Below are 22,402 nucleotides of genomic sequence, written 5' to 3'. Positions count from 1 at the left end.
CGACGCGCGCCCGGCCAGCGCAAGCGCCGGCGTGCAGGCTGCGGCACGGTCCTGCATTATGACAGTGACCGCGCCGTGACGAGCGAGGCGCGTGCACAAGTGCAGATTCGCGAATTCGCGACCCAACAGGAACAACATCCAATGGCACAAGATCCACTCTCCGGCGACGCCGGTTCCACCTACGCACCGCTCACGCCGGTGCCCGAAGCCCGCCGCGCGTTTCGCACCGGCGATGCCTTCGCCTTGTGGTTCTCGCTCGGCATCGGCCTGCTGGTCGCCCAGGCGGGCGCCCTGCTCGTACCGGGGCTGTCGCTGCCGCATGCGCTGGCTGCCATTGGCATCGGCAGTGTGATCGGCGTGGTGCTGCTCGCGCTCGCCGGCGTGATCGGCACGGATACGGGACTTGCCGCCATGTCGTCGTTGCGCCCCACGCTCGGCTTGCGCGGCGCCTCGGTGCCTGCCGTGCTCAACGCGGTGCAACTGGTCGGCTGGGGTTCGTTCGAGGTGATCGTGATGCGCGATTCGGCCGACGCACTCGCCCAGCAGGCCTTCCACCGGTCGATGCCGCTCATCTGGACGATCGTCTTCGGCCTGCTCGCCACGCTGCTGGCGATCAGCGGCCCCCTGTCATTCGTGCGACGCTTTTTGCGGACCTGGGGCATCTGGCTGCTGCTCGCCGGCGCCGCGTGGCTGTCGTGGAATCTGCTGGCGAAGCATGACCTGGCGGCGCTGATGCGCCGTCCGGGCACCGGCGATATGTCGTTCGGCGGCGCGATCGATCTGGTCGTCGCGATGCCGTTGTCATGGCTGCCGCTGATTGCCGATTACACGCGCTTCGGCCGCCGCGCCGGTGAATCGTTCCGCGGCACCTTGCTCGGTTACGGAATCGCGAATATCTGGTTTTACGCACTCGGCGCAATCTACGGCCTCGCGGCTGGCGGTGGCGATGCATTGCTGACCGGCGCACTCGCGCAGGCGGGCGGCGGCCTCGCATTGCTGCTGATCCTGATCGACGAGGTGGACAACGCCTTCGCCGATATCCACTCGGCGGCCGTTTCAACCGGCACGTTCTGGACCCGTGCGACGGTGCCGCTACTGTCGGCCGCGTTCGGCGCGCTGTGCACGGCAATCGCCCTGCTCGTGCCGATGGCCAAATACCAGAACTTCCTGCTGCTGATCGGCTCCGTGTTCGCGCCACTGTTCGGCGTTGTGCTGGTGGATCACTTCATCGTGCGCAAGCGCCGCATCGAAACGGCCGCGCTCGCCGACCTGCAAGGCCGTTACGGCTTCTCAGGCGGCTGGCATCTGAGCGCGTTCGTGGCCTGGGCAATTGGGATCGTTGCCTATCAGGCCATCAACCAATGGCTGCCGAATCTCGGTGCCACGCTCCCTGCTCTGGCAATCGGCGCACTCTGCTATTTCGCCATGGTGTCGGCACGCAAAACCGCCTACGCATAAGCGGATACGCACCAACGGCCCGTGCAACGCGGGCCGTCTGCCTGAATCTCCGAGCGGCGCACCCTCCTCCCCGCGCTGCCCCACTCCCGATATTCCGTTCGTCCTATAACTTCCGTTCAGGGTGCGCGAGGCCTCCCAACATGATGTAGTTGCTATCTGGCACCTGCATTTGCGAGATAGATTCACTCACATTCATTTCCTCCCGAAAACGAATCACTGACGCATTCCGGTGTGCCTTTACAAGCCAAGTTGTCACTTGACAACCATGATCAACGAACGTAAGATGAGGCCATTGATGATTCGAGGGACGCACTCAAAGAAGGAAGTAGAAGACGCACTGGCCTATGCCGAAGCATCCGGTTGGCGCGTCAAGAGCGGCGGTAAAGGGCACGCCTGGGGAAAAATGTACTGTCCGTACAACGACTCGGAATGCCGGTGCGGCGAGTTCTGCATCACCAGTGTCTGGAGCACGCCCAAGAATCCAGGAAATCACGCTCGGCTTCTCAGAAGGGTGGTCGACAATTGCACGACACATCGGCACAAGCGTGCGCCAGAAGGCACACGCAAGCACGCCGGCAAGCAGGAGTAAAAATGATGGAATACGACTTCACGCTGAAATACCAGTTGGCAGCAGAAGACTGCGACCAGGACGAGATCGTCGAGCGCCTCGCTGAAGCAGGATGCGACGACGCAACCATCGGCATCGGGCTGCCGGGGCGCATCGCGCTCGTCTTCACTCGCGAAGGCTCCAGCGCACTCCAGGCGCTGATGAGCGCCCTCGAGGACGTGAAGCGCGCCGTGCCGTCCGCCCGCCTCGTCGAAGCCGCGCCGGACTTCGTCGGCCTCACGGACGTCGCTGACGTCGCCGGTGTGTCGCGCCAGAACATGCGCAAGCTGATGCTCAGCCACGCGGCCGACTTCCCGATCCCGGTCCATGAGGGCAACCCGTCGGTCTGGCACTTGTGGGACGTCCTTGCGTGGTTAAACACGCGCGGTGGCTATGACATCAAGCCGGACATCCTCGAAGTTGCGAAATCCGCCAAGCAGGTCAATCTTGTGAAAGAAACACGCCAACTTGAGCCACAGGTCAATCGCCGGCTTGAAGGCCTGATTGCATAAGGGAGCGCCCACCTTCAACGCTTTGCCGGGCGATATTGCACGCCCGGCAACACGCAGAGCAGTTCGAATGCGAGATTGGCGCCCAGCAGTGCGGTCGTCCCGAACGGATCGTATGGCGGCGCAACCTCAACCAGATCGCAGCCCACAATGTTCAGGCCACGCGAGCCTCGAATAATCTCGAGCGCTTGCGGCACGGTCAAACCGGCAATCTCAGGCGTGCCGGTGCCGGGTGCAAACGCCGGATCAATCCCGTCAATATCAAAGGTGATGTACACCGGCGCATCGCCCATCCGTTCACGCACGCGCAACATGAGCGGCACGAGCGACTGGTTCCAGCACGCTTCGGCCTGCACCACTTCGAAACCCTGGTTGCGGCACCAGTCAAAGTCCTCCGCTTCGTAGCCGGTGCCACGCAATCCAATCTGCACGACACGCTCGCAATCCAGCAGGCCTTCTTCCACCGCACGGCGGAACGGCGTGCCGTGTGCGATTTTCTCGCCCATCATCGTGTCGTTGACGTCCGCATGTGCGTCAACATGAATCAGTCCAACCTTGCCGTACTTGCGGTGAATCGCCCGCAGAATCGGCAAGGCAATCGTGTGATCGCCACCTAGCGTGATCGGCTTCGTGCCGTGCTGGAGAATCTCGTCGTAGGCGGCTTCAATCCGCGCGACCGAATCGAGCAGGTTGTACGGGTTGATCGCGACGTCACCCATATCCGCCACGCGCAGCGAATCGAACGGCGCGGCGCGCGTGGCCATGTTGTAGGGGCGCAGCAGCACCGATTCGCTGCGAATCTGCCGCGGTCCGAAACGCGCACCGGTACGGTTCGAAGTGCCGAGGTCGAACGGTACACCCACGAAACATGCGTCGAGCCCTTCCACCGAGCCGACATTCGGCAAACGCATCATCGTTGCTATACCGCCGCAGCGAGGCATTGTGTTGCCGGACAACGGCTGGGGACGTTCGGAAAGATCGGGGGAAATGAAAGAAGAGGTATTCATCGTGTCTCGGCAATGAAAAGATCGCCAGCGAAGACCCTGTCGAATCGGTCAATTAGCTGGAAGAATTCTCATTTTTGAGCACTTTGTATCAATATAAAATGCTCGGGGAATAAACTTCACATCGATTGATAGCGATGTATCCACACCCATGTTCTCGCAACTCACCGATCTCGACCTGCGTCTGATCCGCGTATTCCTCGCGATCGTGGACGCCGGCGGCGTCTCGCCGGCTCAAGCCACACTGAATGTCGGCCAATCGACCATCAGCACTCAGCTCGCCACGCTGGAAACACGCCTCGGCTACCGGCTGTGCGAGCGCGGCCGTAGCGGTTTCAGCCTGACCGCCCGTGGAGAGCAGTTCATCGAGGCGGCGCGAGCTCTGCTCGCCGCCGTCGACACCTTCGGCATGCAAGCGCGCAACGTCGGCCGCAAGCTGGTCGGCACGCTCGACATCGGCATGATCGGGCATACGCCGGTGTCGGCGAGCGCGCGCATCAGCAACGCGATCGGGCGGTTTCGCACGCGCGATCAATCCGTACGGTTTTCGATTCTGGTGCGCTCGCCGGGCGAGTTGGAAGAACTGCTGCTGAACGGGCGGATTCAGGTGGGGATTGGCTATTTCTGGCACCGGGTGCCCTCGCTCGAATACACCGAAGTGTTCGCCGAGGATCAGTTCGCGTATTGCGCAAACGGACATCCCCTGTTCTCACGGGCCGGTAAAGTCACGCCGGCAGAAGCGGCGCTGCATGAGTGGGCGTGGCGCAGTTACCCGCTACCCGAGGCCGGGAGTTCGACGACTCCGGAGAACGTCACCGCCGTGGCCGACAACATGGAGGCGGTCGCGATGCTGGTGCTGTCGGGCCACCACCTCGGCTATCTGCCGGGGCATTTCGCGGCGCCGTATGTGAAGCAAGGTTTGCTCGCCGCGCTAAACCCGGCGCAGATGAAGTACCGTGTGGCGTTTCATATGGTCACGCGAGCACGGCAGCATCGAACCGATATCGTCGAAGCGTTTATCGAAGATATGAAAGCCGCGCATCCACCGCGCGGCGCTAAAGCTGACGAGTAAGCGGCGCTTACCCGTTAATCACGTCGGCGCCCTTCGGCACCGTGAACTTGAACGCGTCCGCGGGGAGCGGCGGGTTCTTCTGGATGTTCGAGAACGTCAGCAAGGTCACGTTGCCGAACACATCGTGCAGTTCCATGGCTTGCAGATTGCCGTCACGAAACCCAATGCCCACGCTCTGGAACTGCGTGTCTTTCGCCTTCGGAATCAGTTCGAGCCAGTCGATACCCGCCTTCACACCCGCGTCGCGCAGCGTGAAGTTCTTGTCCAGGTCGTTACTGCCGAACAGGATCGCCGCTGGGCTCGCGCCCAGTGCGCCGCCGAGCGCGCGCACCGTCACCTGGTTCAGGTCCTTGTCGTAGACGTAGAGCTTGTCGCCGTCCGCCTGCAGCACCTGTTCATACGGCTTTTCATATGACCAGATGAATTTGCCCGGGCGGGCAAACACAAACGTACCGCTCGACGTTGTGTTTTTCGGCATGATCTGTGCGGCATCGCTCGCGGCTTGCGCCTTGCTCGGCGCACGCACTTCCTGCTGCACGAAGTCGCCACGCGCCGAATGCACCTGCGCGACAAACGCCTTCAACTGTTCAGTGCCGCTAGCAAACGCCTGCTGGGCGACCAGCAGCGATGCACCGATCGCAACGCTGCCCACGCCGCGCGTAAGCGTTCGAAGCAGATGACCGAAACGGCCAGAATGGGCGCTATGCCCGGCATATTGCTGCATTTTTTCTCCCTGAATTCAATCGGACCGAGCTCAAAGGCGTTGCGACGCCCGGTAAGCGCCGCCGCCCGTCTATGTTGGGTGCATGAGCCGCTCAGGCGGCTCGCGGGGGAATATCTGGCTTCACTGCCCCAAGGCGAGCAAACATGCTCACAGCGGGTCGTCACAGGGCCGTGGCCAACGCCTACGACGCCTACTCGGCTTCCCGCGCCGGTGCCAGAATCTCGCGATTGCCGTTCGACGACATCGCCGACACCAACCCGGATTGCTCCATCTGTTCGAGCAGGCGGGCTGCGCGGTTGTAGCCGATCCGCAAATGCCGCTGCACCAGCGAAATCGACGCACGGCGATTCTTGATAACGACTTCCACCGCCTGATCGTATAGAGGGTCCGACTCGCCACCGCCTGCGCCAGTTCCCTCGGCGCCGGCAGAACCTTCGTCGCCGTCGCTGGTCACGCCGCCTTCGAGGATGCCCTCGATGTAGTTCGGCTCGCCCTGCTCCCTGAGCTTCTCGACGACGCGATGCACCTCCTCGTCGGAGACGAAAGCACCGTGCACACGCACCGGCAGGCCGCTGCCGGGCGGCAGATACAGCATATCGCCCATGCCAAGCAGCGATTCCGCGCCCTGCTGGTCGAGAATGGTGCGCGAGTCGATCTTCGACGACACCTGGAAGGCCATCCGCGTCGGCACGTTGGCCTTGATCAGGCCGGTGATGACGTCGACGGACGGGCGCTGCGTCGCCAGAATCAGGTGGATGCCGGCGGCGCGCGCTTTCTGCGCAATCCGCGCGATCAGTTCTTCGACCTTCTTGCCGACGACCATCATCAGGTCGGCCAGTTCGTCGATCACGACCACGATGTTCGGCAGACGCGTCAGCGGTTCCGGATCGTCCGGCGTCAGGCTGAACGGATTGGGCAGCTTTTCTTCGCGCTTGGCGGCTTCGTCGATCTTGTTGTTGTAGCCCGCGAGGTTACGCACGCCGAGCTTGCTCATCAGCTTATAGCGGCGCTCCATTTCGGCGACCGCCCAGTTCAGCGCGTGGCCGGCCTGGCGCATGTCCGTGACGACCGGACACAGCAGGTGAGGAATGCCTTCGTAGACGCTCATTTCGAGCATCTTGGGATCGATCAGGATCATCCGGACCTGCTCGGCGCTCGCCTTGTAGAGCAGCGACAGGATCATCGCGTTGATCCCCACCGACTTGCCTGAACCGGTCGTGCCGGCCACCAGCAGGTGAGGCATCTTGGCGAGGTCGGCGCACACCGGCTTGCCGCCAATGTCCTTGCCGAGGCCCATGGTCAACGGCGAGGCGGCATCGGCATACACAGCCGAGCCGAGAATTTCCGAGAGACTCACGGTCTGGCGGCGCTGGTTCGGCAGTTCCAGCGCCATGAAATTCTTGCCGGGGATCGTTTCGACCACGCGGATCGACACCAGCGACAGCGAGCGCGCCAGGTCCTTCGCCAGATTGACGATCTGGCTGCCCTTCACGCCGGTGGCCGGCTCGATTTCGTAGCGCGTGACAACCGGCCCCGGATAAGCGGCGACCACGCTCACTTCGACGCCAAAATCCTTCAGCTTCTTCTCGATCAGACGCGAGGTGAACTCAAGCGTATCGGGCGAGATGGTTTCCTGCGCGGCGGGCGCGGGATCGAGCAACGAGATCGGAGGAAGCGTGGAATCGCCCGGCAGATCGGTGAAGAGCGGCACCTGGCGCTCTTTCTCGACGCGCTCGGACTTGGCCGGCGTCGCCACCGGCGGCACGATCATGACGGGCTCGTGCTCCTCGATGCGCACGCGGCCCTGCTCCACCTTGCCTTCGCGCTTGACGGCGGCGGCCTCGCCCAGCTTGCGGTCACGGCCGGCTTCGCGGCGCAGCCGGGCAAAAGTCACGGCGGAAATGATCGAATCCCCGACCCGCTCTGCCACGGAAAGCCAGGAAAAACGGAAATACAGCGACAAACCGATACCTAGCGCCAGCAGCAGCGCGAGCGTACCGCCCGTGAAGCCGAGCGCATGCGAAACGCCGCGCGCCACGGCCTCGCCGATCACGCCGCCTGGCGCGCGCGGCAATTGCACCTTCAGGGACCACATGCGCAGCGCCTCGATGCCGTCGCTCGCGAGCAGCACCAGCACAAAGGCGAAAATCTCGGCAAGCCAGCTCGCATCACGCGGCTTGTCCTCGGGCAGCGCCTCGTGACGGGTGATGCGGCGGTAGTTGGCCGAAATGCTGCGGCTGAGCAGCACGACCCACCAGTACGCGGACAGGCCGAACAGAAGCAGCAGAATATCGGAAGTCCAGGCGCCGACGCGGCCGGCCCAGTTGGCGATGTGGTCGACCTGCGCGGCGTGCGTCCAGCTCGGATCGTGCCGGCTGTAGCTGACAAGCGCCATCAGCAGGAAAACGCCGAGCGCAACCTGCAGGATCCAGCGGATTTCGGTGAAGAGGCGCGACATGCGGTGCGGCAATGCCTGCGCGCTCGCGGAATAAGGAGCTTTTGCCATTGATCCTGTAGCGGGTGTAGCCCATCAGCGGCCAGGGCGCGGCCCCAGGCGGTGCTGGGCGCCCGGTCGTGGCCGCCGGGTCGTTCGATCCGGCCTATTGTAAACGTAGTGTCGTGCGCAAGGCTGTAAATGACGGTAACTGCGGCCTGCCGGCGTGGTTTTCGGGCCAAACGGCCGCAACAGGCTATCGGGACGATCAGGAAGCTTCATGAAGCAGCCCCGCCTGCTGACCTTTATAATGCCCGTCTGATACCCATCTACAGTTCCAGCTCACGTTGAACTGTAGCCGCGCGGCCTCGCATGGGCGAGCCGGGCGCTTTTTACGGATTTCGATCATGCCCGCATCCACCACGAAACACGCCAAAGTCCTGATCCTCGGTTCCGGCCCGGCAGGCTATACGGCCGCCGTCTACGCGGCGCGCGCCAACCTGAACCCGGTGCTCGTCACGGGTCTCGCCCAGGGCGGCCAGCTGATGACCACCACGGACGTCGAAAACTGGCCGGCCGACGCGAACGGCGTGCAAGGCCCGGAACTGATGGCGCGTTTCCTGGAGCACGCTGAGCGCTTCAACACCGAAATCATTTTCGATCACATCCACACGGCGAAGCTCAACGAGAAGCCGATCCGCCTGATCGGCGACTCGGGCGAATACACCTGCGACTCGCTGATCATCGCAACGGGCGCGTCGGCGCAGTACCTGGGACTGCCGTCGGAAGAGGCGTTCATGGGCAAGGGCGTGTCGGCCTGCGCGACCTGCGACGGGTTCTTCTACAAGCAGCAGCACGTGGCGGTGATCGGCGGCGGCAATACGGCAGTCGAGGAAGCCCTCTACCTGGCCGGCATCGCGAAGAAAGTGACGGTGATCCACCGCCGCGACAAGTTCCGCGCCGAGCCGATCCTGATCGACCGTCTGCTGGCGAAGGAGAAGGAAGGCGTCGTCGAGATCAAGTGGAATCACGTGCTGGATGAAGTGACGGGCGACCAGTCGGGCGTAACCGGCCTGCGCATCAAGAGCACGAAGAGCGGCGAAACCACGGACATCGCGCTGCAGGGCCTGTTTGTGGCGATCGGCCACAAGCCGAATACGGATATCTTCGAAGGCCAGCTGGAGATGAAGAACGGCTACATCATCACCAACGGCGGGCTGTCGGGCAACGCGACGGGCACCAGCGTGCCGGGCGTGTTTGCCGCCGGGGACGTGCAGGATCACGTCTATCGCCAGGCCATTACCAGCGCCGGCACGGGCTGTATGGCGGCGCTGGACGCGCAGCGTTACTTGGAGACCATTGATGAAATGGTCGGCGAGCACGTGATGAGTGCCGAAGCGGATCGTTAATCGGCGCACACAAACCGGTGTGGTGAAGCGGGAACGGTAAAATGGCGCTCAGGCTTGGGCCTGAATGCTGACCGGCTACCGCACGCAATACCCAGGAAGGGCCGCGGCTGGAAAGCTGGCGGCCCTTCGTGCTTTTAATGCGCATCCATCCGAATCTGCCCGCCCGCCGGATTCGGCGCACGGTTGGATACACGGCGCGGCTCGCAATCAGGGCTCGCGAAGATCGATTTCTCTACCGCTTGTCACCGTTATGGCGAAGAATCTGCCCCACCCTAGCGAGCCGAAACGCCCCCGTTCGGCAGCCGTCAAGCCCACGCCGACACCGGCTGCACCTGCCAAACCGCAGGTCGAGCCGGGCGCCGGCCTTGCCGGTTTAGGCGCTTTGCGCGCGGCACTGAAAGGCGATGCCGAGCGGCGCGAACGTGAACGTGCGGCGGCAGCCCAGGTTCAACGTGAAGCGTCGGCGGACGCCGATCTGTTCCGGCGGGAAATTGGCGCAGTGGCACCGCTAGTGGCGCCGCCACGAGTGCCGCCCGCGCGGACGCCACCATCTCCTGTGCCGGTGCAAACCAGGCTCGACGAAGAAGCTGTATTGCATGAGGCGATTTCAGACGAGTTTGATCCGGAAGTTTTGCTCGAGACCGATGAGACGCTTTCGTACTGCCGGCCTGGCGTAAGCCAGGAGGTCGTGCGTAAATTGCGGCGCGGGGCGTGGATCGTGCAGGCTCAGTTGGATCTGCATGGCATGCGCCGTGAAGAAGCGCGCGAGGCACTGGCCGAGTTCATTCGTGAGTCGGGCAAGCGCGGCTTGCGCTGTCTGCGGGTGATTCATGGCAAGGGACTCGGGTCCGTCGGCAAGGAGCCGGTGCTGAAGGGCAAAGTCCGGGCCTGGCTCGTGCAGAAGGAAGAGGTCATCGCGTTTTGCCAGGCAAGAGCACATGACGGTGGCGCCGGTGCTGTGCTCGTGTTGCTGCAGCCGGGGGCGCAAGCCCCCCATACCAGGCCTTGAAGGGGCGTCGTTAATGCATCCAAGGCTCACGTTAGCGCTCACCATCATGGAGGCGCTGGCGATCTTCGCCTACGCGATCTCGGGTTTTATCGAAGCACGCACGCGGCAACTCGATGCGGTTGGGACTTTCCTGGTGGCGATGGCGACGGCTTTCGGCGGCGGGACCGTGCGCGATGTGCTGCTGGAGCGACGGCCGTTTTACTGGGTCGAACATCAGCAGTATGTGATCGCGATCTTTGTGATGTCGCTGTTCGCGCCGATGCTGCTGAAGATGACTTCGAGGCTATTGTCGGAGCGTGTATTGCTGATAGCCGATGCGATCGGGCTGGGGCTCTTTAGTATTTCCGGCACGTCACTGGCGCTCGACGCGCAGATGCCCTGGTTCACGTCCGTGATTCTCGGCGTGCTGACGGGCGTGTTCGGCGGCGTGATTCGCGACGTGCTCTGCAATGAAGTGCCGCTGATCCTGAAGGACTCGCGGCCGTATGCGACCTGTGCGTTTCTCGGCTGCTGGTTGTATCTGCTGCTCGATTACTTCAACTTCGATACCGTCTATAGCGTGCTGATTGCGACCGGCTTCATCCTGCTGGCACGGCTTGTCACGTTCAAATTCAACATACGGTTGCCGCACTGAACGGCGGTCGCTTTCAACCGCTACCAACGCGCAGGCATGTGGAACCGGGCGCGCCTGCCGGATCTCTCCACCGCAGCGATCAGTTCGCGAGTCGCACGCGAGGTCGTATTCGCGAATGCGTAGAACTGCACATCGGGCAGCGCCGGCATTCCATCGGAGACGGTCAATACACGCAATCCGTCGCGTAGCTGACTGCGTGCCACAGGCGTCACCGCAAAACCCGCGTGCGCAGCGGACAGGCAGCCGGCCATGCTGCCGCTCTCGAATACCAGACGCCACGGCTTCCCAGCGTGGCTCAGGGCGGCGATAGCGGCTTCGCGATAGGCGCAGGGCTCGGGAAAGACCGCAATGGGCACCTCGTCACCGGGATCGAAGGCGGTTCCAGAGTCGAATGCCCAGACCAGTTCCTCGCCCCAGAGCAGCGTCCCGTTACCTGGTGTGCGCGAACATTGCTTGCCAAACACAACGTCGAAGTGGCCCCGCTCGAGGTCGCTCACCAGATCGGCCGTCACGCCCACTTTCAGTTCCACGAAAGCTCCGGGGTGCGTGCGCCGGAACATCTGCAGGACACCCGGCAGCCACGCGCCGGTGAAGTCCTCTGACGCACCGATTCGCAGACGCTCCGTGCTCGGCGCGTCGCGCAGCCGGGCGCGGACTTCCCGTTCCAGATTGACGATGTTGCGGGCGTACGTGTAGAGCATTTCGCCGGCCGGCGTCAGCCGGAAGCTGCGGGTCGTGCGCAGCAGCAGAGGGGTTCCTGCGGCCTGTTCGAGGCGCTTGATATGGCCGCTGACCGCTGGCGCGGTCAGGGCCAGTTGCTCCGCCGCGAGCGCAAAGCCGCCTGTATCGACGACCTCAATAAAGGTCCTTAACAGGACCAGCTCCAGCCCGGCAGCGCGCGATTCCATGCTCACGATAGCACCCGCATTCATTTTGAAACGTAAACAATATCACGACATTCTTCACGAATAGACCAGCAAGAATAGCCTAATCTGAACGCTTCGAAATCAAGCTTCGACGTTGGTCGAAGGAGAAAGCGATCATGGAATACTCGTTCGTAAGCACGCCGCAGCTGGACGTGGGCTACCTGGAGTGGAACCCGGCCGGAGAACGCACCGCGGTTCTGGTTCACGGCTGGCCGGACTCTCCGGAAGGTTGGCAGCAGGTCGCGGAGCATCTGGCAAATGCCGGTTATCGGGTCCTGTGCCCTGCCTTGCGCGGCTTCGGACCGACGCGCTTTCGCAGCGCGGACACACCACGCAGCGGTCAACTCGCGGCGCTTGGGCGCGATCTGCTGGAATTTATCGACGCCCTGAATGTGCATCGGCCGGCTCTGATTGGGCATGACTGGGGAGCGCGCGCCGTGGCTAACGCCAGCGGCTTGCGCGATGGCGCGGGGTCTCATCTGGTGATGCTTTCGGTGGGCTATGGGACGAACGATCCGCAGCAGACGCTGACCTACTTGCAAGCACGCAACTACTGGTACCACTGGTTCATGGCCACGCCGCGAGGACAGCGCGCCGTCGAAGAGGATCGACGCGGTTTTACGCGTCTGATGTGGGACACGTGGTGCCCGGCTAACTGGTACACGGAGGACGAATACGACCAGGCAGCCGCCGCGTTCGACAATCCAGACTGGGCCAGTGTTGTGCTGCACTCGTACCGGCATAGATGGGGGTTTGTGGCTGGCGACCCCGCGTATGCGGAAGACGAAGCGCGCCTGAATCCTGCTCCTGTGTTGTCAGTTCCCAGCCTCGTTCTGCATGGCGATGCAGATGCCTGCAATCATCCGGATAGTTCTGCGGGTAAGGAGCGCTTTTTCGCTGGACCGTATCAACGAGTGGTGCTCAAGGGCGTGGGTCACTTTCCGCAGAGGGAAGCGCCGGATGAGGTTGCCAGTGCCATTTTGAATTTTTGCGGGCAGGGTTCGTGACGGCAAAAGGGCCGCAAATAAAGGGGCCGCAAATAATGACAAAGCCCCATGCGTCTCACAACGCACGGGGCTTTACTGTTTTCGTCGAAGCGTCAGCTAGCGCTTACGCAATCCGCTCTTCGTTAGCCGGATCAAACAACACCGCCTTCGACACATCGAACAGCAGCGTCATGTTCGTCAGCGGTTGCGGATTCGAAGCCGGGTGCACGCGGCTCACCACGCGCTTGCCGTTCACCTGGGCAAACACCAGCGTATCCGGCCCGGTCGGCTCGATCACATCAACCTTGACTTCAATCGGTTGCAGTTGAGCATCATCAACGTTATGCGCGCTACGAGCATCGGTGATGCGCTCAGGCCGCAGGCCAAGAATCACTTCCTTGCCCACATGTCCCTTAACCTTGGGCGAGTTGAACGGCAGATTCAGCACACTGCGCTTGATCCCGGTATCAATCTCGACACCCACTCCCGCGCCCTGCTCCACCAGCTTGCCTTGAATAAAGTTCATCGGCGGCGCGCCAATAAACCCGGCCACGAACAGGTTCGAAGGCGAATCATAAATCTCCTGCGGCGCGCCAAACTGCTGCACCACGCCGTCCTTCATGACGGCAATCCGGTCGCCCAGCGTCATCGCCTCGATCTGATCGTGCGTCACATACACGATGGTGGTGCCAAGGCGTTGATGCAGCAACTTGATCTCGGAGCGCATCTCGATGCGCAGCTTCGCATCCAGGTTCGACAGCGGCTCGTCGAACAGGAACATCACCGGATCGCGCGCCAGCGCACGGCCCATCGCCACCCGCTGCCGCTGGCCACCGGAAAGCTGCCCCGGCTTGCGATCGAGCAGATGCTGGATCTGCAGCATGCTCGACACGCGATCGACGATCTGCGCCTGCTCAGGCTTCGGCACCTTGCGGATACCCAGGCCGAACGAAATATTGTCCCGCACCGTCATGGACGGATACAGCGCATACGACTGGAACACCATCGCGATATCGCGATCCTTCGGCGACAGGTTGTTCACCGTCTTGCCGTCGATCTGGATCTCGCCCTTCGTCACGGTCTCGAGACCGGCGATCATGTTGAGCAGCGTCGACTTACCGCAGCCCGAGCCGCCAACGAGAATCAGGAACTGGCCGTCTTCGATGTCGATGTTGACACCCTTCAGGACCGGCACCCCGTTCGGGTAGGTCTTGTACACGTCACGGATGGAAAGGCTTGCCATGCTGTGAATCCTCTTGTCTCTGATACAGCTTCAGGTGCGTCGCACTCAGGCGGCGCAGGCCGGATGCCGGTTCGCCGCAGGCCCCACGCGGGCGCGCTGCGGCAATCGTTTTGGGTTAGCCCTTCACTGCGCCTGCCGTCAGGCCGCGCACGAAGTAGCGGCCGGCAATAACGTAGACGAGCAACGTAGGCAGTGCCGCGATAATCGCGCCTGCCATGTCGACGTTGTATTCCTTCACACCGGTCGACGTATTCACGAGGTTGTTCAGCGCCACCGTGATCGGCATCGAATCGACACCCGAGAACACGATACCGAACAGGAAGTCATTCCAGATCTGCGTGAATTGCCAGATCAGGCAGACCATGAAAATCGGCAGCGAAACCGGCAGCAGAATCTTCGAGAAGATCAGGAAGAAGCCTGCCCCGTCAATGCGCGCCGCTTTCACCAGTTCAGCCGGAATGCTGACGTAGAAGTTGCGGAAGAACATCGTCGTGAACGCAATGCCGTACACCACGTGAACCAGCACCAGGCCGCCCACCGTGTTCGACAGGCCGAGGAAGCCTTCAAAGCGCGCCATCGGCAGCAGAATGGCCTGGAACGGAATGAAGCAGCCCACCAGCAGCATCGTGAAGAGCGCGTCCGCGCCACGGAAGCGCCAGTGCGTCAGCACGTAGCCGTTAAACGCGCCGATGATCGACGAGATGAGCACGGCCGGAATCACCATGCGCACCGAGTTCATGAAGAACGGTTCCATGCCGTCGCAACGCACGCCGGTACAGGCCTGGCTCCATGCCTTGATCCACGGCGCGAAAGTCGGATGCGACGGCGGCGTCAGCAGGTTGCCGGTGCGCAACTGATCGATGTCCTTGAAGGACGTCGAGAGCATCACGTACAGCGGGAACAGGAAGTACAACGCAAACAGAATCAAGGCCGCATAAATGACGGCACGGCTGATCGTCATCTTAGGCTGCATTACGCGTGCTCCTCGATTCCATATACATCAGCGGCACGAGCACGGCCACGACGGTTGCGAGCATCATCATCGACGACGCTGCGCCGACGCCCAATTGCCCGCGGTTAAACGAAAACGTGTACATGAACATGGCCGGCAGCGACGACGAGGTGCCTGGGCCACCCGCTGTCAACGCGACAACCAGGTCAAAGGTCTTGATCGTGATGTGGCAGAGAATCAGCAGCACCGAGAAAAACACCGGACGCATGCTCGGAATCACGATCTTGCGGTAAATGGTGGGCAGCGTTGCGCCGTCCACTTGTGCCGCCTTGAAAATTTCCGCATCCACACCGCGCAGGCCGGCGAGAAACAGCGCCATCACGAAGCCCGTCGATTGCCAGACGGCCGCGATCACGATACAAAAAATCGCGCGATCCGGATTGTCCAGCCAGTCGAACTGGAAGCTCGTCCAGCCCCAGTCGTGCAGCACCTTTTGCATGCCGAGATTGGGGTTGAGAATCCATTGCCACGCTGTGCCGGTCACGATGAACGACAGTGCCATCGGATACAGGAACACCGCGCGCAACGCACCTTCGCTGCGAATCCGCTGGTCGAGCAGGATGGCGAGGAACAGGCCCAGACCTACGCAGATTGCGATGAACGGAATGCCGAACCAGCCGAGATTGGCGGCCGAGGTCCACCACACATCGTTATCGAACAGCTCGCGATAGCGGTCGAGGCCGACAAAATCGTAGCGAGGCATCAGTCGCGAATTCGACAGCGACAGATAGCCGGTAATTACAATGAAGCCGTAAACGAAGACCAGGCTGATCACAATGCTGGGAGAAAGCACCAGCTTCGGGATCCAGCGGTCGGCGAGCGCCGCCATGGGCGACGTGCGGCGGGTCACGGAGGCCGTGGCTTTCCCGTTTCCGCTAAGAGAAGCAGTCACTACTCGACTCCTGAAACTGTGCCACCCGCCACTGCGCACGCAATGCGCAACGCTGAACCGGCATAGGCTGTGACTCTGGGTAAATCTTCGTGCTCAAGAGAAGCGCCCGGCGGCGCGTGGAGTCGCAACCGGGCGCCGTGCTACTGAACTTACTTCGTCTTCGCAGCCTTCGCGAGCGCTTCAACTGCGCTCTTCGAATCCTGGTCCGAGTTCATGAACTTCGTCACGACGTCGGTGATGGCGCCAGCCGTTGCATCCGGCTGAGCCATACCGTGCGCGAGCGACGGAACATAACCGCCGGCCTTGATGGCCGTTTGCTCATCCGCGTACGACTGCTTGCCGCAAGCGTCGAACTTGTCCATGTTTACGCCCAGACGAACCGGAATCGAACCCTTGTACAGGCTGAACTGCTCCTGGAAGTCCGGGCTCATGATCGTCTTGGCCAGCGCCAGCTGACCCGGCGTGGCGTCCTTCGCGCCCTTCTGCTGGAAGAACACGAACGAGTCGACGTTGAACGTGTAAGCCTTCGAGGTGCCCGGCACCGGTGCGCAGACATAGTCCGTACCCGGCGTCTTGTTCGCATTCGCGAACTCGCCCTTCGCCCAGTCGCCCATGAACTGCATGCCGGCCTTGCCGTTGATGACCATGGCCGTTGCGAGGTTCCAGTCGCGGCCGGTACGGCCGTTATCCATGTACGACTCGATCTTGCGGACCGTGTCGAACACGCCGACCATCTGCTGCGACGTCAGGGTCTTCTGGTCGAGGTCGACCAGCGCCTTCTTGTAGAAGTCAGCGCCTTGCGACAGCACCACGTCTTCCCACAGCGTCAGGTCTTGCCACGGTTGACCGCCGGCTGCGACCGGCTGGATGCCGGCAGCCTTCAGCTTGTCAGCGAGCGCAAAGAATTCCGGCCACGTGGTCGGGGCCTTGGCGCCCACCTTGTCCAGCGCTGCCTTGTTGATCCAGATCCAGTTGACGCGGTGCACCGAGAACGGCGCTGCGACGTAGTGGCCGTCCGCGTGCATGATCTTGTCGATCTGCGGCGGCAGGTTCTTCTTCCAGTCACCCGCGACCGAATCGATCGGCACCAGCACGCCCTGCTCCGCCCATTCCTGGATCAGCGGACCCTTGATCTGCGCAGCGCTCGGCGCATTGCCCGAGATCACCTGCGTCTTGAGTGCCGTCATGGCCGCCGCACCTGCGCCGCCAGCAACCGCGAAGTCCTTCCAGGTGTACCCCTGCTTCTGCATGTCATCTTTCAGCACGCCGACGGCTTTCGATTCGCCGCCGGACGTCCACCAGTGCAGCACTTCGATCGACTCGGCAGCCTGCACTGCGGACACGCCACACATCAGACCTGCGGCGCACAGAGCGCCCATGATCGCGCGGAATTTCATTGCTTATCTCCTCCAGACACCTGAACAAAAAACGAATGGCCCCTGATTCTCCAGGGTGCTGTGGTTGGTTCAAACAGGCAAAACACTGGGCGATCGAGCTTCGGGCAAGCGCATGCGCGGGCATGTGCCGGCGAGCCGACGTTCGGCCGCTGGAAGCTCAGAAGATGAGTGGTTCGGGATGCAACTGACTGTCTCCTCTTTTGATTTTTGCCTGCCCGCGTCGCGCGCGGCAGACTCGAGGTACCTCACACGTTAACCCTGACACCCGCGCTGCGGCGTGCGCCACCAAGGCAGCCAACACGTGCAGAAACGCAATGTCCATTAACATGCAGGGGACGCCTGCCGATTCGGGAAAACGCGCATCTTGCCTCGCTGCGCACGCTTTTTTCATCGATTTAGCGCTACCTCTTGATTTGGATTGTAGTTAAACTACAATTCAGTGTCAAAAAAAATTTTATCGGACTACGGTCGCTCCGGGCGGCCCCTGGACATCGACGGAGACTCATGTTTACGGACTCAAGCTTCACCTTCGTTCTCTTCGGCGGAACCGGCGATCTGTCGATGCGCAAGATCCTCCCGGCACTGTATGAAGCACACCGTGCAGGCATGCTGGCCGAAGCCGGCAAGATCGTGGCGGTGGCGCGGCACGAGGAAGACCGCGATGGGTATATCAGTTGGGTCAACGAACACGTCAAGCCGCATGTCTCGAAGAACGGTCTCGACGAGACCGCCTGGGCCAGCTTCCTTGAACGCATCCAGTACGTAAAGCTCGACCTGGGCAAACCCGAAGACTTCGCGCTGCTGCGCGATGCGGTTGCCGGCCTGCCGGGCATCCGCGTGTTCTATCTCGCCACGGGCCCGTCGCTGTTCGTACCGATCTGCCGCGCGCTCGCCGCTGTCGGCCTGAACACGAACGCGCGCATCGTGCTGGAAAAGCCGCTCGGCTACGACCTGAAGTCGTCCAACGCGATCAACGACGCTGTGGGCGAAATCTTCGCCGAAGAACAGATCTACCGGATCGACCACTACCTTGGCAAAGAGCCGGTGCAGAACCTGCTGGCGCTGCGCTTCGGCAATGCCCTCTTCGAACCGCTGTGGCGCCGCGAGTGGGTCGAGAGCATCCAGATCACGATTGCGGAAGAACTGGGAGTGGAAGCGCGCGGCGACTTCTACGACAATACCGGCGCGCTGCGCGACATGGTGCAGAACCATTTGCTGCAGTTGCTCTCGATTGTGGCCATGGAGCCGCCCCATTCGATGGATTCGGACTCCGTACGCGACGAAAAGCTGCGTGTGCTGCGTGCGCTAAAGCCCATTGACCCGCGCGACATCGGCAAGGTGGCGGTGCGCGGCCAGTATCATTCGGGCGTGATCCGCGGCAACCCGGTGCCGGCTTATGCCACCGAGCCCGGCGTCAAGTCGAACTCCAATACGGAGACCTTCGTTGCACTGAAGGTGGAAATCGAAAACTGGCGCTGGGCCGGCGTGCCGTTTTTCCTGCGCACCGGCAAGCGTCTGGCCGATCGCGTCGCAGAGATCGTGGTGAACTTCCGTGCCGTGCCGCATTCGGCGCTTGGGCCAACGGCCTTGCGTCCGGGCGCGAACCGGCTGGTGATCCGCCTGCAGCCGAATGAAACGATTCGTCTGTATTGCCTCGCCAAGCAGCCCGGCGAGGGCATGAACCTGGCCAGCGTCCACCTCGACCTCGCGTTCGACCAGTTCTTCCGCGAAGGCCAGATGGAGGCTTACCAGCGCCTCCTGCTCGACGTGATCAACGGCCGCCTCGCGCTGTTTGTGCGGCGCGACGAGCAGGAAGCGGCATGGCGCTGGGTCGAACCGATCCTGAACGAATGGGCAGCCGCGAACCGGCCGCCCAAGCCCTACGCAGCCGGTACATGGGGGCCCGCGGCATCGAGTGCGATGCTGGCGCAGCACGGCACCTACTGGCTCGAAGAAGAAAACTGAATGGCGGCGGCGCGGCGCGATTGAAAGACCGCGCCGCGTCTACCGCATGCAGTACACCGATGGACTGAACGGGGTGGCGCCGTCACAGCGATGGCAATGGCCGCAGCGGCACTGAAGTTCCGCAGGCAGGCGTTGCCGGACGTGACGGCATATTCCGCAGACCCAACAAAAAAGCAGTACGGAGGAGAAGTGATCGAGCTTCACGCTTTCGACGACCCGCGCGCCCAATCCGACGCGCTGGCGAAGGCGGTGGGCGACGCTTTACACGCGTCCCTCGCCGCTCGGGCAGCCGCGACCGCCACTGGCGCGGGCCACACAACGCTTGCAGTGTCGGGCGGCAGCAGTCCGCGTCCGTTCCTGCAAACCTTGTCCACGCAACCGTTCGACTGGGCGCGCATTGCCGTGACGCTGGTCGACGACCGCTGGGTGCCGGAAACGGACAGCGCGAGCAATTCGCGTTTTGCGCACGAGGCGTTGTTGCAGAACGCCGCGCAAGGCGCCGAATTCTGGCCGCTGGTCGACACCACGCAATCGCTCGAGGCGCACGTCGCCGCGCTGAACGCCGACCCGCGCCGCACGCTGCCGGATGTGGCCGTGCTCGGCATGGGCGAGGACGGCCACACGGCGTCGATCTTCGCGGACGCGCCGGAGTGGGACTTCGCCATCACGACATCCGAACGCTTTGTCGCGGTTCATCCGAGCAGCGCGCCGCATGCGCGCGTGAGCTGGTCGATGTCCGCGCTCAAGCAGATGGGCCGCCTGTTTCTGCTGATTGCAGGACCGCGCAAGCTGGACGTGCTGAATGCCGCCGCCGCTGCGCCACAAAAAAATGCCATCTCAAAGCTGGCAAACGACAAGGGAGTGAGACTCGATGTCTACTGGTGTGAAAAATAACGCTGTGCCGGGCGCGGGCCAGCACGCCGACGGACCGCGGCTGCTAGCCGACATCGGCGGCACCAATGCGCGTTTTGCACTGGAGACGGGGCCGGGCGAGATTGGCCAGGTGCAGGTGTACCCGTGCGCCGACTACCCGGGCGTCGCCGAGGTCATCAAGAAGTATCTGAAGGACACCAGGATTGGCCGCGTGAACCATGCGGCGATTGCGATTGCGAACCCGGTCGATGGCGACCAGGTGAGCATGACCAACCACGACTGGACCTTTTCGATCGAATCCACGCGCCGTGCGCTGGGCTTCGACACGCTGCTGGTCGTCAACGACTTTACGGCACTGGCAATGGCCTTGCCGGGCCTGACCGACTCGCAACGCGTTCAGGTGGGCGGCGGCGCACGCCGGCCCAACAGCGTGATCGGCCTGCTGGGCCCGGGCACGGGCCTCGGCGTCTCCGGCCTGATTCCCGCCGACGATCGCTGGATTGCACTCGGCAGCGAAGGCGGTCACGCCACCTTCGCACCGGCGGACGAACGCGAAGATCTGGTGCTGCAGTACGCCCGCAAGAAGTGGTCGCACGTATCGTTCGAACGCGTCTGCGCGGGCCCTGGCATCGAGGTGATTTACCGGGCACTGGCAGCACGCGACAAGAAACGCGTGGCGGCCGGCTTCGACACCTCCGAGGTGGTCAAGCGCGCGCTCGACGGTGACCCACTGGCGGCGGAATCGGTAGATGTGTTCTGCGGCATTCTCGGCACCTTCGCGGGCAACATTGCGGTGACGCTTGGCGCGCTGGGCGGCATCTACATTGGCGGCGGCGTGGTGCCTCGCCTTGGCGAATTCTTTGCACGCTCGTCGTTCCGCAAGCGCTTCGAGGCGAAGGGCCGCTTCGAGACGTATCTGCAGAATGTGCCGACGTATGTGATCACGGCGGAGTATCCGGCGTTCCTTGGCGTCTCGGCGATTCTGGCGGAGCAGTTGTCGAACCGCGCGGGCGGCAGTTCTTCCGCGGTGTTCGAGCGGATCCGCCAGATGCGCGACGCGCTGACGCCGGCAGAGCGCCGCGTGGCGGATCTGGCGTTGAATCATCCGCGTTCGATCATCAATGATCCGATTGTGGACATTGCGCGCAAGGCCGACGTGAGCCAGCCGACGGTGATTCGTTTCTGCCGCTCGCTGGGCTGCCAGGGCTTGTCCGATTTCAAGCTGAAGCTGGCGACGGGGCTGACCGGGACGATTCCCGTGAGCCACAGCCAGGTGCATCTGGGCGACACCGCGACGGACTTCGGCGCGAAGGTGCTGGACAACACGATCTCGGCGATTTTGCAGTTGCGCGAGCATTTGAACTTCGAGCATGTCGAACGGGCGATCGATCTGTTGAACGGCGCGCGGCGCATTGAGTTCTACGGGCTTGGCAATTCGAATATTGTTGCTCAGGATGCGCACTACAAGTTCTTCCGCTTTGGGATTCCGACCATTGCTTATGGCGATCTGTATATGCAGGCAGCGTCGGCGGCGCTGCTTGGCAAGGGCGATGTGATTGTTGCGGTGTCGAAGTCAGGGCGTGCGCCTGAGTTGCTGCGAGTGCTGGATGTGGCGATGCAGGCTGGAGCGCAGGTGATTGCTATTACGTCTAGCAATACGCCGTTGGCTAAGCGGGCCACTGTGGCGCTTGAGACTGATCATATTGAGATTCGTGAATCACAGCTTTCCATGATTTCGCGGATTTTGCATCTCGTGATGATTGATATTCTTGCTGTTGGCGTGGCGATTCGGCGCGCCGTGCCTAATGAGGATGTGGCTGAGGCTGTCGCCAAGGCGCGCAGTGGCGCGGATGATGATGCTACCGCTGTGCTCGATTGGCTTAGTCATGGGGCGGCTTCTTCGGCTCGGGATTGAGGTTTTTTTTGCCTTGCGGCGGGTTGGTGTTTGGTTGTTCTTATGGTGTTGGCCTTTCCTTGTTGTCTTATCGGTCTATTAGCGTTGCCCCTGTGCGGGGCGGCACCTACTTTTCTTTGCCGCCGCAAAGAAAAGTAGGCAAAAGAAAGCGGGCTCACACCGCCAGTTTGTAGTGAGCCATCTAGGTCCGCCACCGGGAACGGCCCAAGACAAGACCCGCCCTCGCACCACCCTCGTTCGTGGCACAGCGCTCATCCACCCCACTCCGCACTTCGTGCGTCGCGGATGGGTATGCTCGGGAAACCGGGGCCACACAGCTACGCAGCAAATGGT

19 protein-coding genes are annotated in these 22,402 nt (G+C 62.3%); 11 read left to right on the top strand and 8 right to left on the bottom strand.

The window, feature by feature from the left end:
* Positions 1 to 141: 141 nt before the first annotated feature.
* From cytX to FFS45_RS17945, 3 genes are all read left to right on the top strand, one after another.
* The gene (cytX, locus tag FFS45_RS17955; RefSeq protein WP_137955976.1) at positions 142 to 1,458 is read left to right on the top strand and encodes a putative hydroxymethylpyrimidine transporter CytX; all 1,317 of its coding nucleotides are present in this window, start codon (positions 142 to 144) and stop codon (positions 1,456 to 1,458) included.
* 295 nt (positions 1,459 to 1,753) lie between these two features.
* A complete protein-coding gene (locus FFS45_RS17950) occupies positions 1,754 to 2,047 on the top strand; it encodes a hypothetical protein (RefSeq protein ID WP_137956074.1) in 294 nt (97 codons plus the stop codon).
* Between the two features lie 5 nt (positions 2,048 to 2,052).
* On the top strand, positions 2,053 to 2,577 hold the full coding sequence (locus FFS45_RS17945) for a DNA-binding protein (RefSeq protein WP_137955975.1): 525 nt from the start codon (positions 2,053 to 2,055) through the stop codon (positions 2,575 to 2,577).
* A gap of 14 nt (positions 2,578 to 2,591) precedes the next feature.
* Here FFS45_RS17945 and speB read toward each other — a convergent pair whose 3' ends face one another.
* Positions 2,592 to 3,581, bottom strand: a complete 990-nt coding sequence (gene speB / locus FFS45_RS17940; RefSeq protein WP_137955974.1) for an agmatinase — start codon at positions 3,579 to 3,581, stop codon at positions 2,592 to 2,594.
* A 148-nt stretch (positions 3,582 to 3,729) separates the two neighbouring features.
* On the opposite strand from speB, the gene FFS45_RS17935 reads away from it, so the two are divergent.
* Complete coding sequence (locus FFS45_RS17935) at positions 3,730 to 4,650, top strand: LysR family transcriptional regulator (RefSeq protein ID WP_137955973.1); 921 nt, start codon at positions 3,730 to 3,732, stop codon at positions 4,648 to 4,650.
* A 7-nt stretch (positions 4,651 to 4,657) separates the two neighbouring features.
* On the opposite strand, the gene lolA is transcribed toward FFS45_RS17935, so the two are convergent.
* Entirely contained in the window at positions 4,658 to 5,374 is a 717-nt protein-coding gene (lolA, locus tag FFS45_RS17930) for an outer membrane lipoprotein chaperone LolA (RefSeq protein WP_137955972.1), read from the bottom strand.
* Between the two features lie 190 nt (positions 5,375 to 5,564).
* Positions 5,565 to 7,880, bottom strand: coding sequence for a DNA translocase FtsK (locus tag FFS45_RS17925; protein WP_137955971.1), 2,316 nt, complete (start codon positions 7,878 to 7,880; stop codon positions 5,565 to 5,567).
* A gap of 335 nt (positions 7,881 to 8,215) precedes the next feature.
* On the opposite strand from FFS45_RS17925, the gene trxB reads away from it, so the two are divergent.
* The 3 genes from trxB to FFS45_RS17910 all read left to right on the top strand — a co-directional run bounded on the left by trxB (position 8,216) and on the right by FFS45_RS17910 (position 10,860).
* Positions 8,216 to 9,217 (top strand): thioredoxin-disulfide reductase, encoded by a 1,002-nt coding sequence (gene trxB, locus FFS45_RS17920; RefSeq protein ID WP_137955970.1) that lies wholly within the window; start codon positions 8,216 to 8,218, stop codon positions 9,215 to 9,217.
* 250 nt (positions 9,218 to 9,467) lie between these two features.
* Positions 9,468 to 10,226, top strand: a complete 759-nt coding sequence (locus tag FFS45_RS17915; RefSeq protein WP_137955969.1) for a Smr/MutS family protein — start codon at positions 9,468 to 9,470, stop codon at positions 10,224 to 10,226.
* Positions 10,227 to 10,239: 13 nt separating this feature from the next.
* On the top strand, positions 10,240 to 10,860 hold the full coding sequence (locus FFS45_RS17910; protein WP_137955968.1) for a trimeric intracellular cation channel family protein: 621 nt from the start codon (positions 10,240 to 10,242) through the stop codon (positions 10,858 to 10,860).
* A 20-nt stretch (positions 10,861 to 10,880) separates the two neighbouring features.
* Here FFS45_RS17910 and FFS45_RS17905 read toward each other — a convergent pair whose 3' ends face one another.
* Positions 10,881 to 11,768 (bottom strand): LysR substrate-binding domain-containing protein, encoded by an 888-nt coding sequence (locus tag FFS45_RS17905; RefSeq protein WP_137956073.1) that lies wholly within the window; start codon positions 11,766 to 11,768, stop codon positions 10,881 to 10,883.
* 131 nt (positions 11,769 to 11,899) lie between these two features.
* On the opposite strand from FFS45_RS17905, the gene FFS45_RS17900 reads away from it, so the two are divergent.
* A complete protein-coding gene (locus FFS45_RS17900; protein WP_137955967.1) occupies positions 11,900 to 12,793 on the top strand; it encodes an alpha/beta hydrolase in 894 nt (297 codons plus the stop codon).
* A 103-nt stretch (positions 12,794 to 12,896) separates the two neighbouring features.
* On the opposite strand, the gene ugpC is transcribed toward FFS45_RS17900, so the two are convergent.
* The 4 genes from ugpC to FFS45_RS17880 form a co-directional block, all read right to left on the bottom strand.
* Positions 12,897 to 14,015, bottom strand: coding sequence for a sn-glycerol-3-phosphate ABC transporter ATP-binding protein UgpC (gene ugpC, locus FFS45_RS17895; RefSeq protein WP_137955966.1), 1,119 nt, complete (start codon positions 14,013 to 14,015; stop codon positions 12,897 to 12,899).
* 115 nt (positions 14,016 to 14,130) lie between these two features.
* Positions 14,131 to 14,988, bottom strand: coding sequence for a carbohydrate ABC transporter permease (locus FFS45_RS17890; protein ID WP_137955965.1), 858 nt, complete (start codon positions 14,986 to 14,988; stop codon positions 14,131 to 14,133).
* Positions 14,978 to 15,919, bottom strand: a complete 942-nt coding sequence (locus FFS45_RS17885; RefSeq protein ID WP_137955964.1) for a sugar ABC transporter permease — start codon at positions 15,917 to 15,919, stop codon at positions 14,978 to 14,980. Before FFS45_RS17885 ends, FFS45_RS17890 begins: the two co-directional genes overlap by 11 nt.
* Before the next feature lie 149 nt (positions 15,920 to 16,068).
* Positions 16,069 to 17,316, bottom strand: a complete 1,248-nt coding sequence (locus FFS45_RS17880) for an ABC transporter substrate-binding protein (protein WP_137955963.1) — start codon at positions 17,314 to 17,316, stop codon at positions 16,069 to 16,071.
* Positions 17,317 to 17,820: 504 nt separating this feature from the next.
* Here FFS45_RS17880 and zwf point away from each other — a divergent pair.
* The 3 genes from zwf to FFS45_RS17865 all read left to right on the top strand — a co-directional run bounded on the left by zwf (position 17,821) and on the right by FFS45_RS17865 (position 22,069).
* Entirely contained in the window at positions 17,821 to 19,281 is a 1,461-nt protein-coding gene (gene zwf, locus FFS45_RS17875; protein WP_137955962.1) for a glucose-6-phosphate dehydrogenase, read from the top strand.
* Between the two features lie 189 nt (positions 19,282 to 19,470).
* Positions 19,471 to 20,175, top strand: a complete 705-nt coding sequence (gene pgl / locus FFS45_RS17870; protein ID WP_137955961.1) for a 6-phosphogluconolactonase — start codon at positions 19,471 to 19,473, stop codon at positions 20,173 to 20,175.
* Complete coding sequence (locus FFS45_RS17865) at positions 20,153 to 22,069, top strand: bifunctional transcriptional regulator/glucokinase (protein WP_137955960.1); 1,917 nt, start codon at positions 20,153 to 20,155, stop codon at positions 22,067 to 22,069. The genes pgl and FFS45_RS17865 overlap by 23 nt, the downstream gene beginning before the upstream one ends.
* Positions 22,070 to 22,402 lie beyond the last annotated feature (333 nt).

Source organism: Burkholderia sp. 4M9327F10, assembly GCF_005503145.1.
Taxonomy (GTDB): domain Bacteria; phylum Pseudomonadota; class Gammaproteobacteria; order Burkholderiales; family Burkholderiaceae; genus Paraburkholderia.
The sequence above is the reverse complement of the archived record's forward strand: the minus strand, read 5'-3'. Positions and strand labels throughout refer to the sequence as shown.

Bases quoted from the DNA above. Each gene is read 5' to 3' on its own strand.
- cytX (WP_137955976.1), top strand. From the start codon at position 142: ATGGCACAAGATCCACTCTCCGGCGACGCCGGTTCCACCTACGCACCG.
- FFS45_RS17950 (WP_137956074.1), top strand. From the start codon at position 1,754: ATGATTCGAGGGACGCACTCAAAGAAGGAAGTAGAAGACGCACTGGCC.
- FFS45_RS17945 (WP_137955975.1), top strand. From the start codon at position 2,053: ATGGAATACGACTTCACGCTGAAATACCAGTTGGCAGCAGAAGACTGC.
- speB (WP_137955974.1), bottom strand. From the start codon at position 3,581: ATGAATACCTCTTCTTTCATTTCCCCCGATCTTTCCGAACGTCCCCAG.
- FFS45_RS17935 (WP_137955973.1), top strand. From the start codon at position 3,730: ATGTTCTCGCAACTCACCGATCTCGACCTGCGTCTGATCCGCGTATTC.
- lolA (WP_137955972.1), bottom strand. From the start codon at position 5,374: ATGCAGCAATATGCCGGGCATAGCGCCCATTCTGGCCGTTTCGGTCAT.
- FFS45_RS17925 (WP_137955971.1), bottom strand. From the start codon at position 7,880: ATGGCAAAAGCTCCTTATTCCGCGAGCGCGCAGGCATTGCCGCACCGC.
- trxB (WP_137955970.1), top strand. From the start codon at position 8,216: ATGCCCGCATCCACCACGAAACACGCCAAAGTCCTGATCCTCGGTTCC.
- FFS45_RS17915 (WP_137955969.1), top strand. From the start codon at position 9,468: ATGGCGAAGAATCTGCCCCACCCTAGCGAGCCGAAACGCCCCCGTTCG.
- FFS45_RS17910 (WP_137955968.1), top strand. From the start codon at position 10,240: ATGCATCCAAGGCTCACGTTAGCGCTCACCATCATGGAGGCGCTGGCG.
- FFS45_RS17905 (WP_137956073.1), bottom strand. From the start codon at position 11,768: ATGGAATCGCGCGCTGCCGGGCTGGAGCTGGTCCTGTTAAGGACCTTT.
- ugpC (WP_137955966.1), bottom strand. From the start codon at position 14,015: ATGGCAAGCCTTTCCATCCGTGACGTGTACAAGACCTACCCGAACGGG.
- FFS45_RS17890 (WP_137955965.1), bottom strand. From the start codon at position 14,988: ATGCAGCCTAAGATGACGATCAGCCGTGCCGTCATTTATGCGGCCTTG.
- FFS45_RS17880 (WP_137955963.1), bottom strand. From the start codon at position 17,316: ATGAAATTCCGCGCGATCATGGGCGCTCTGTGCGCCGCAGGTCTGATG.
- zwf (WP_137955962.1), top strand. From the start codon at position 17,821: ATGTTTACGGACTCAAGCTTCACCTTCGTTCTCTTCGGCGGAACCGGC.
- FFS45_RS17865 (WP_137955960.1), top strand. From the start codon at position 20,153: ATGTCTACTGGTGTGAAAAATAACGCTGTGCCGGGCGCGGGCCAGCAC.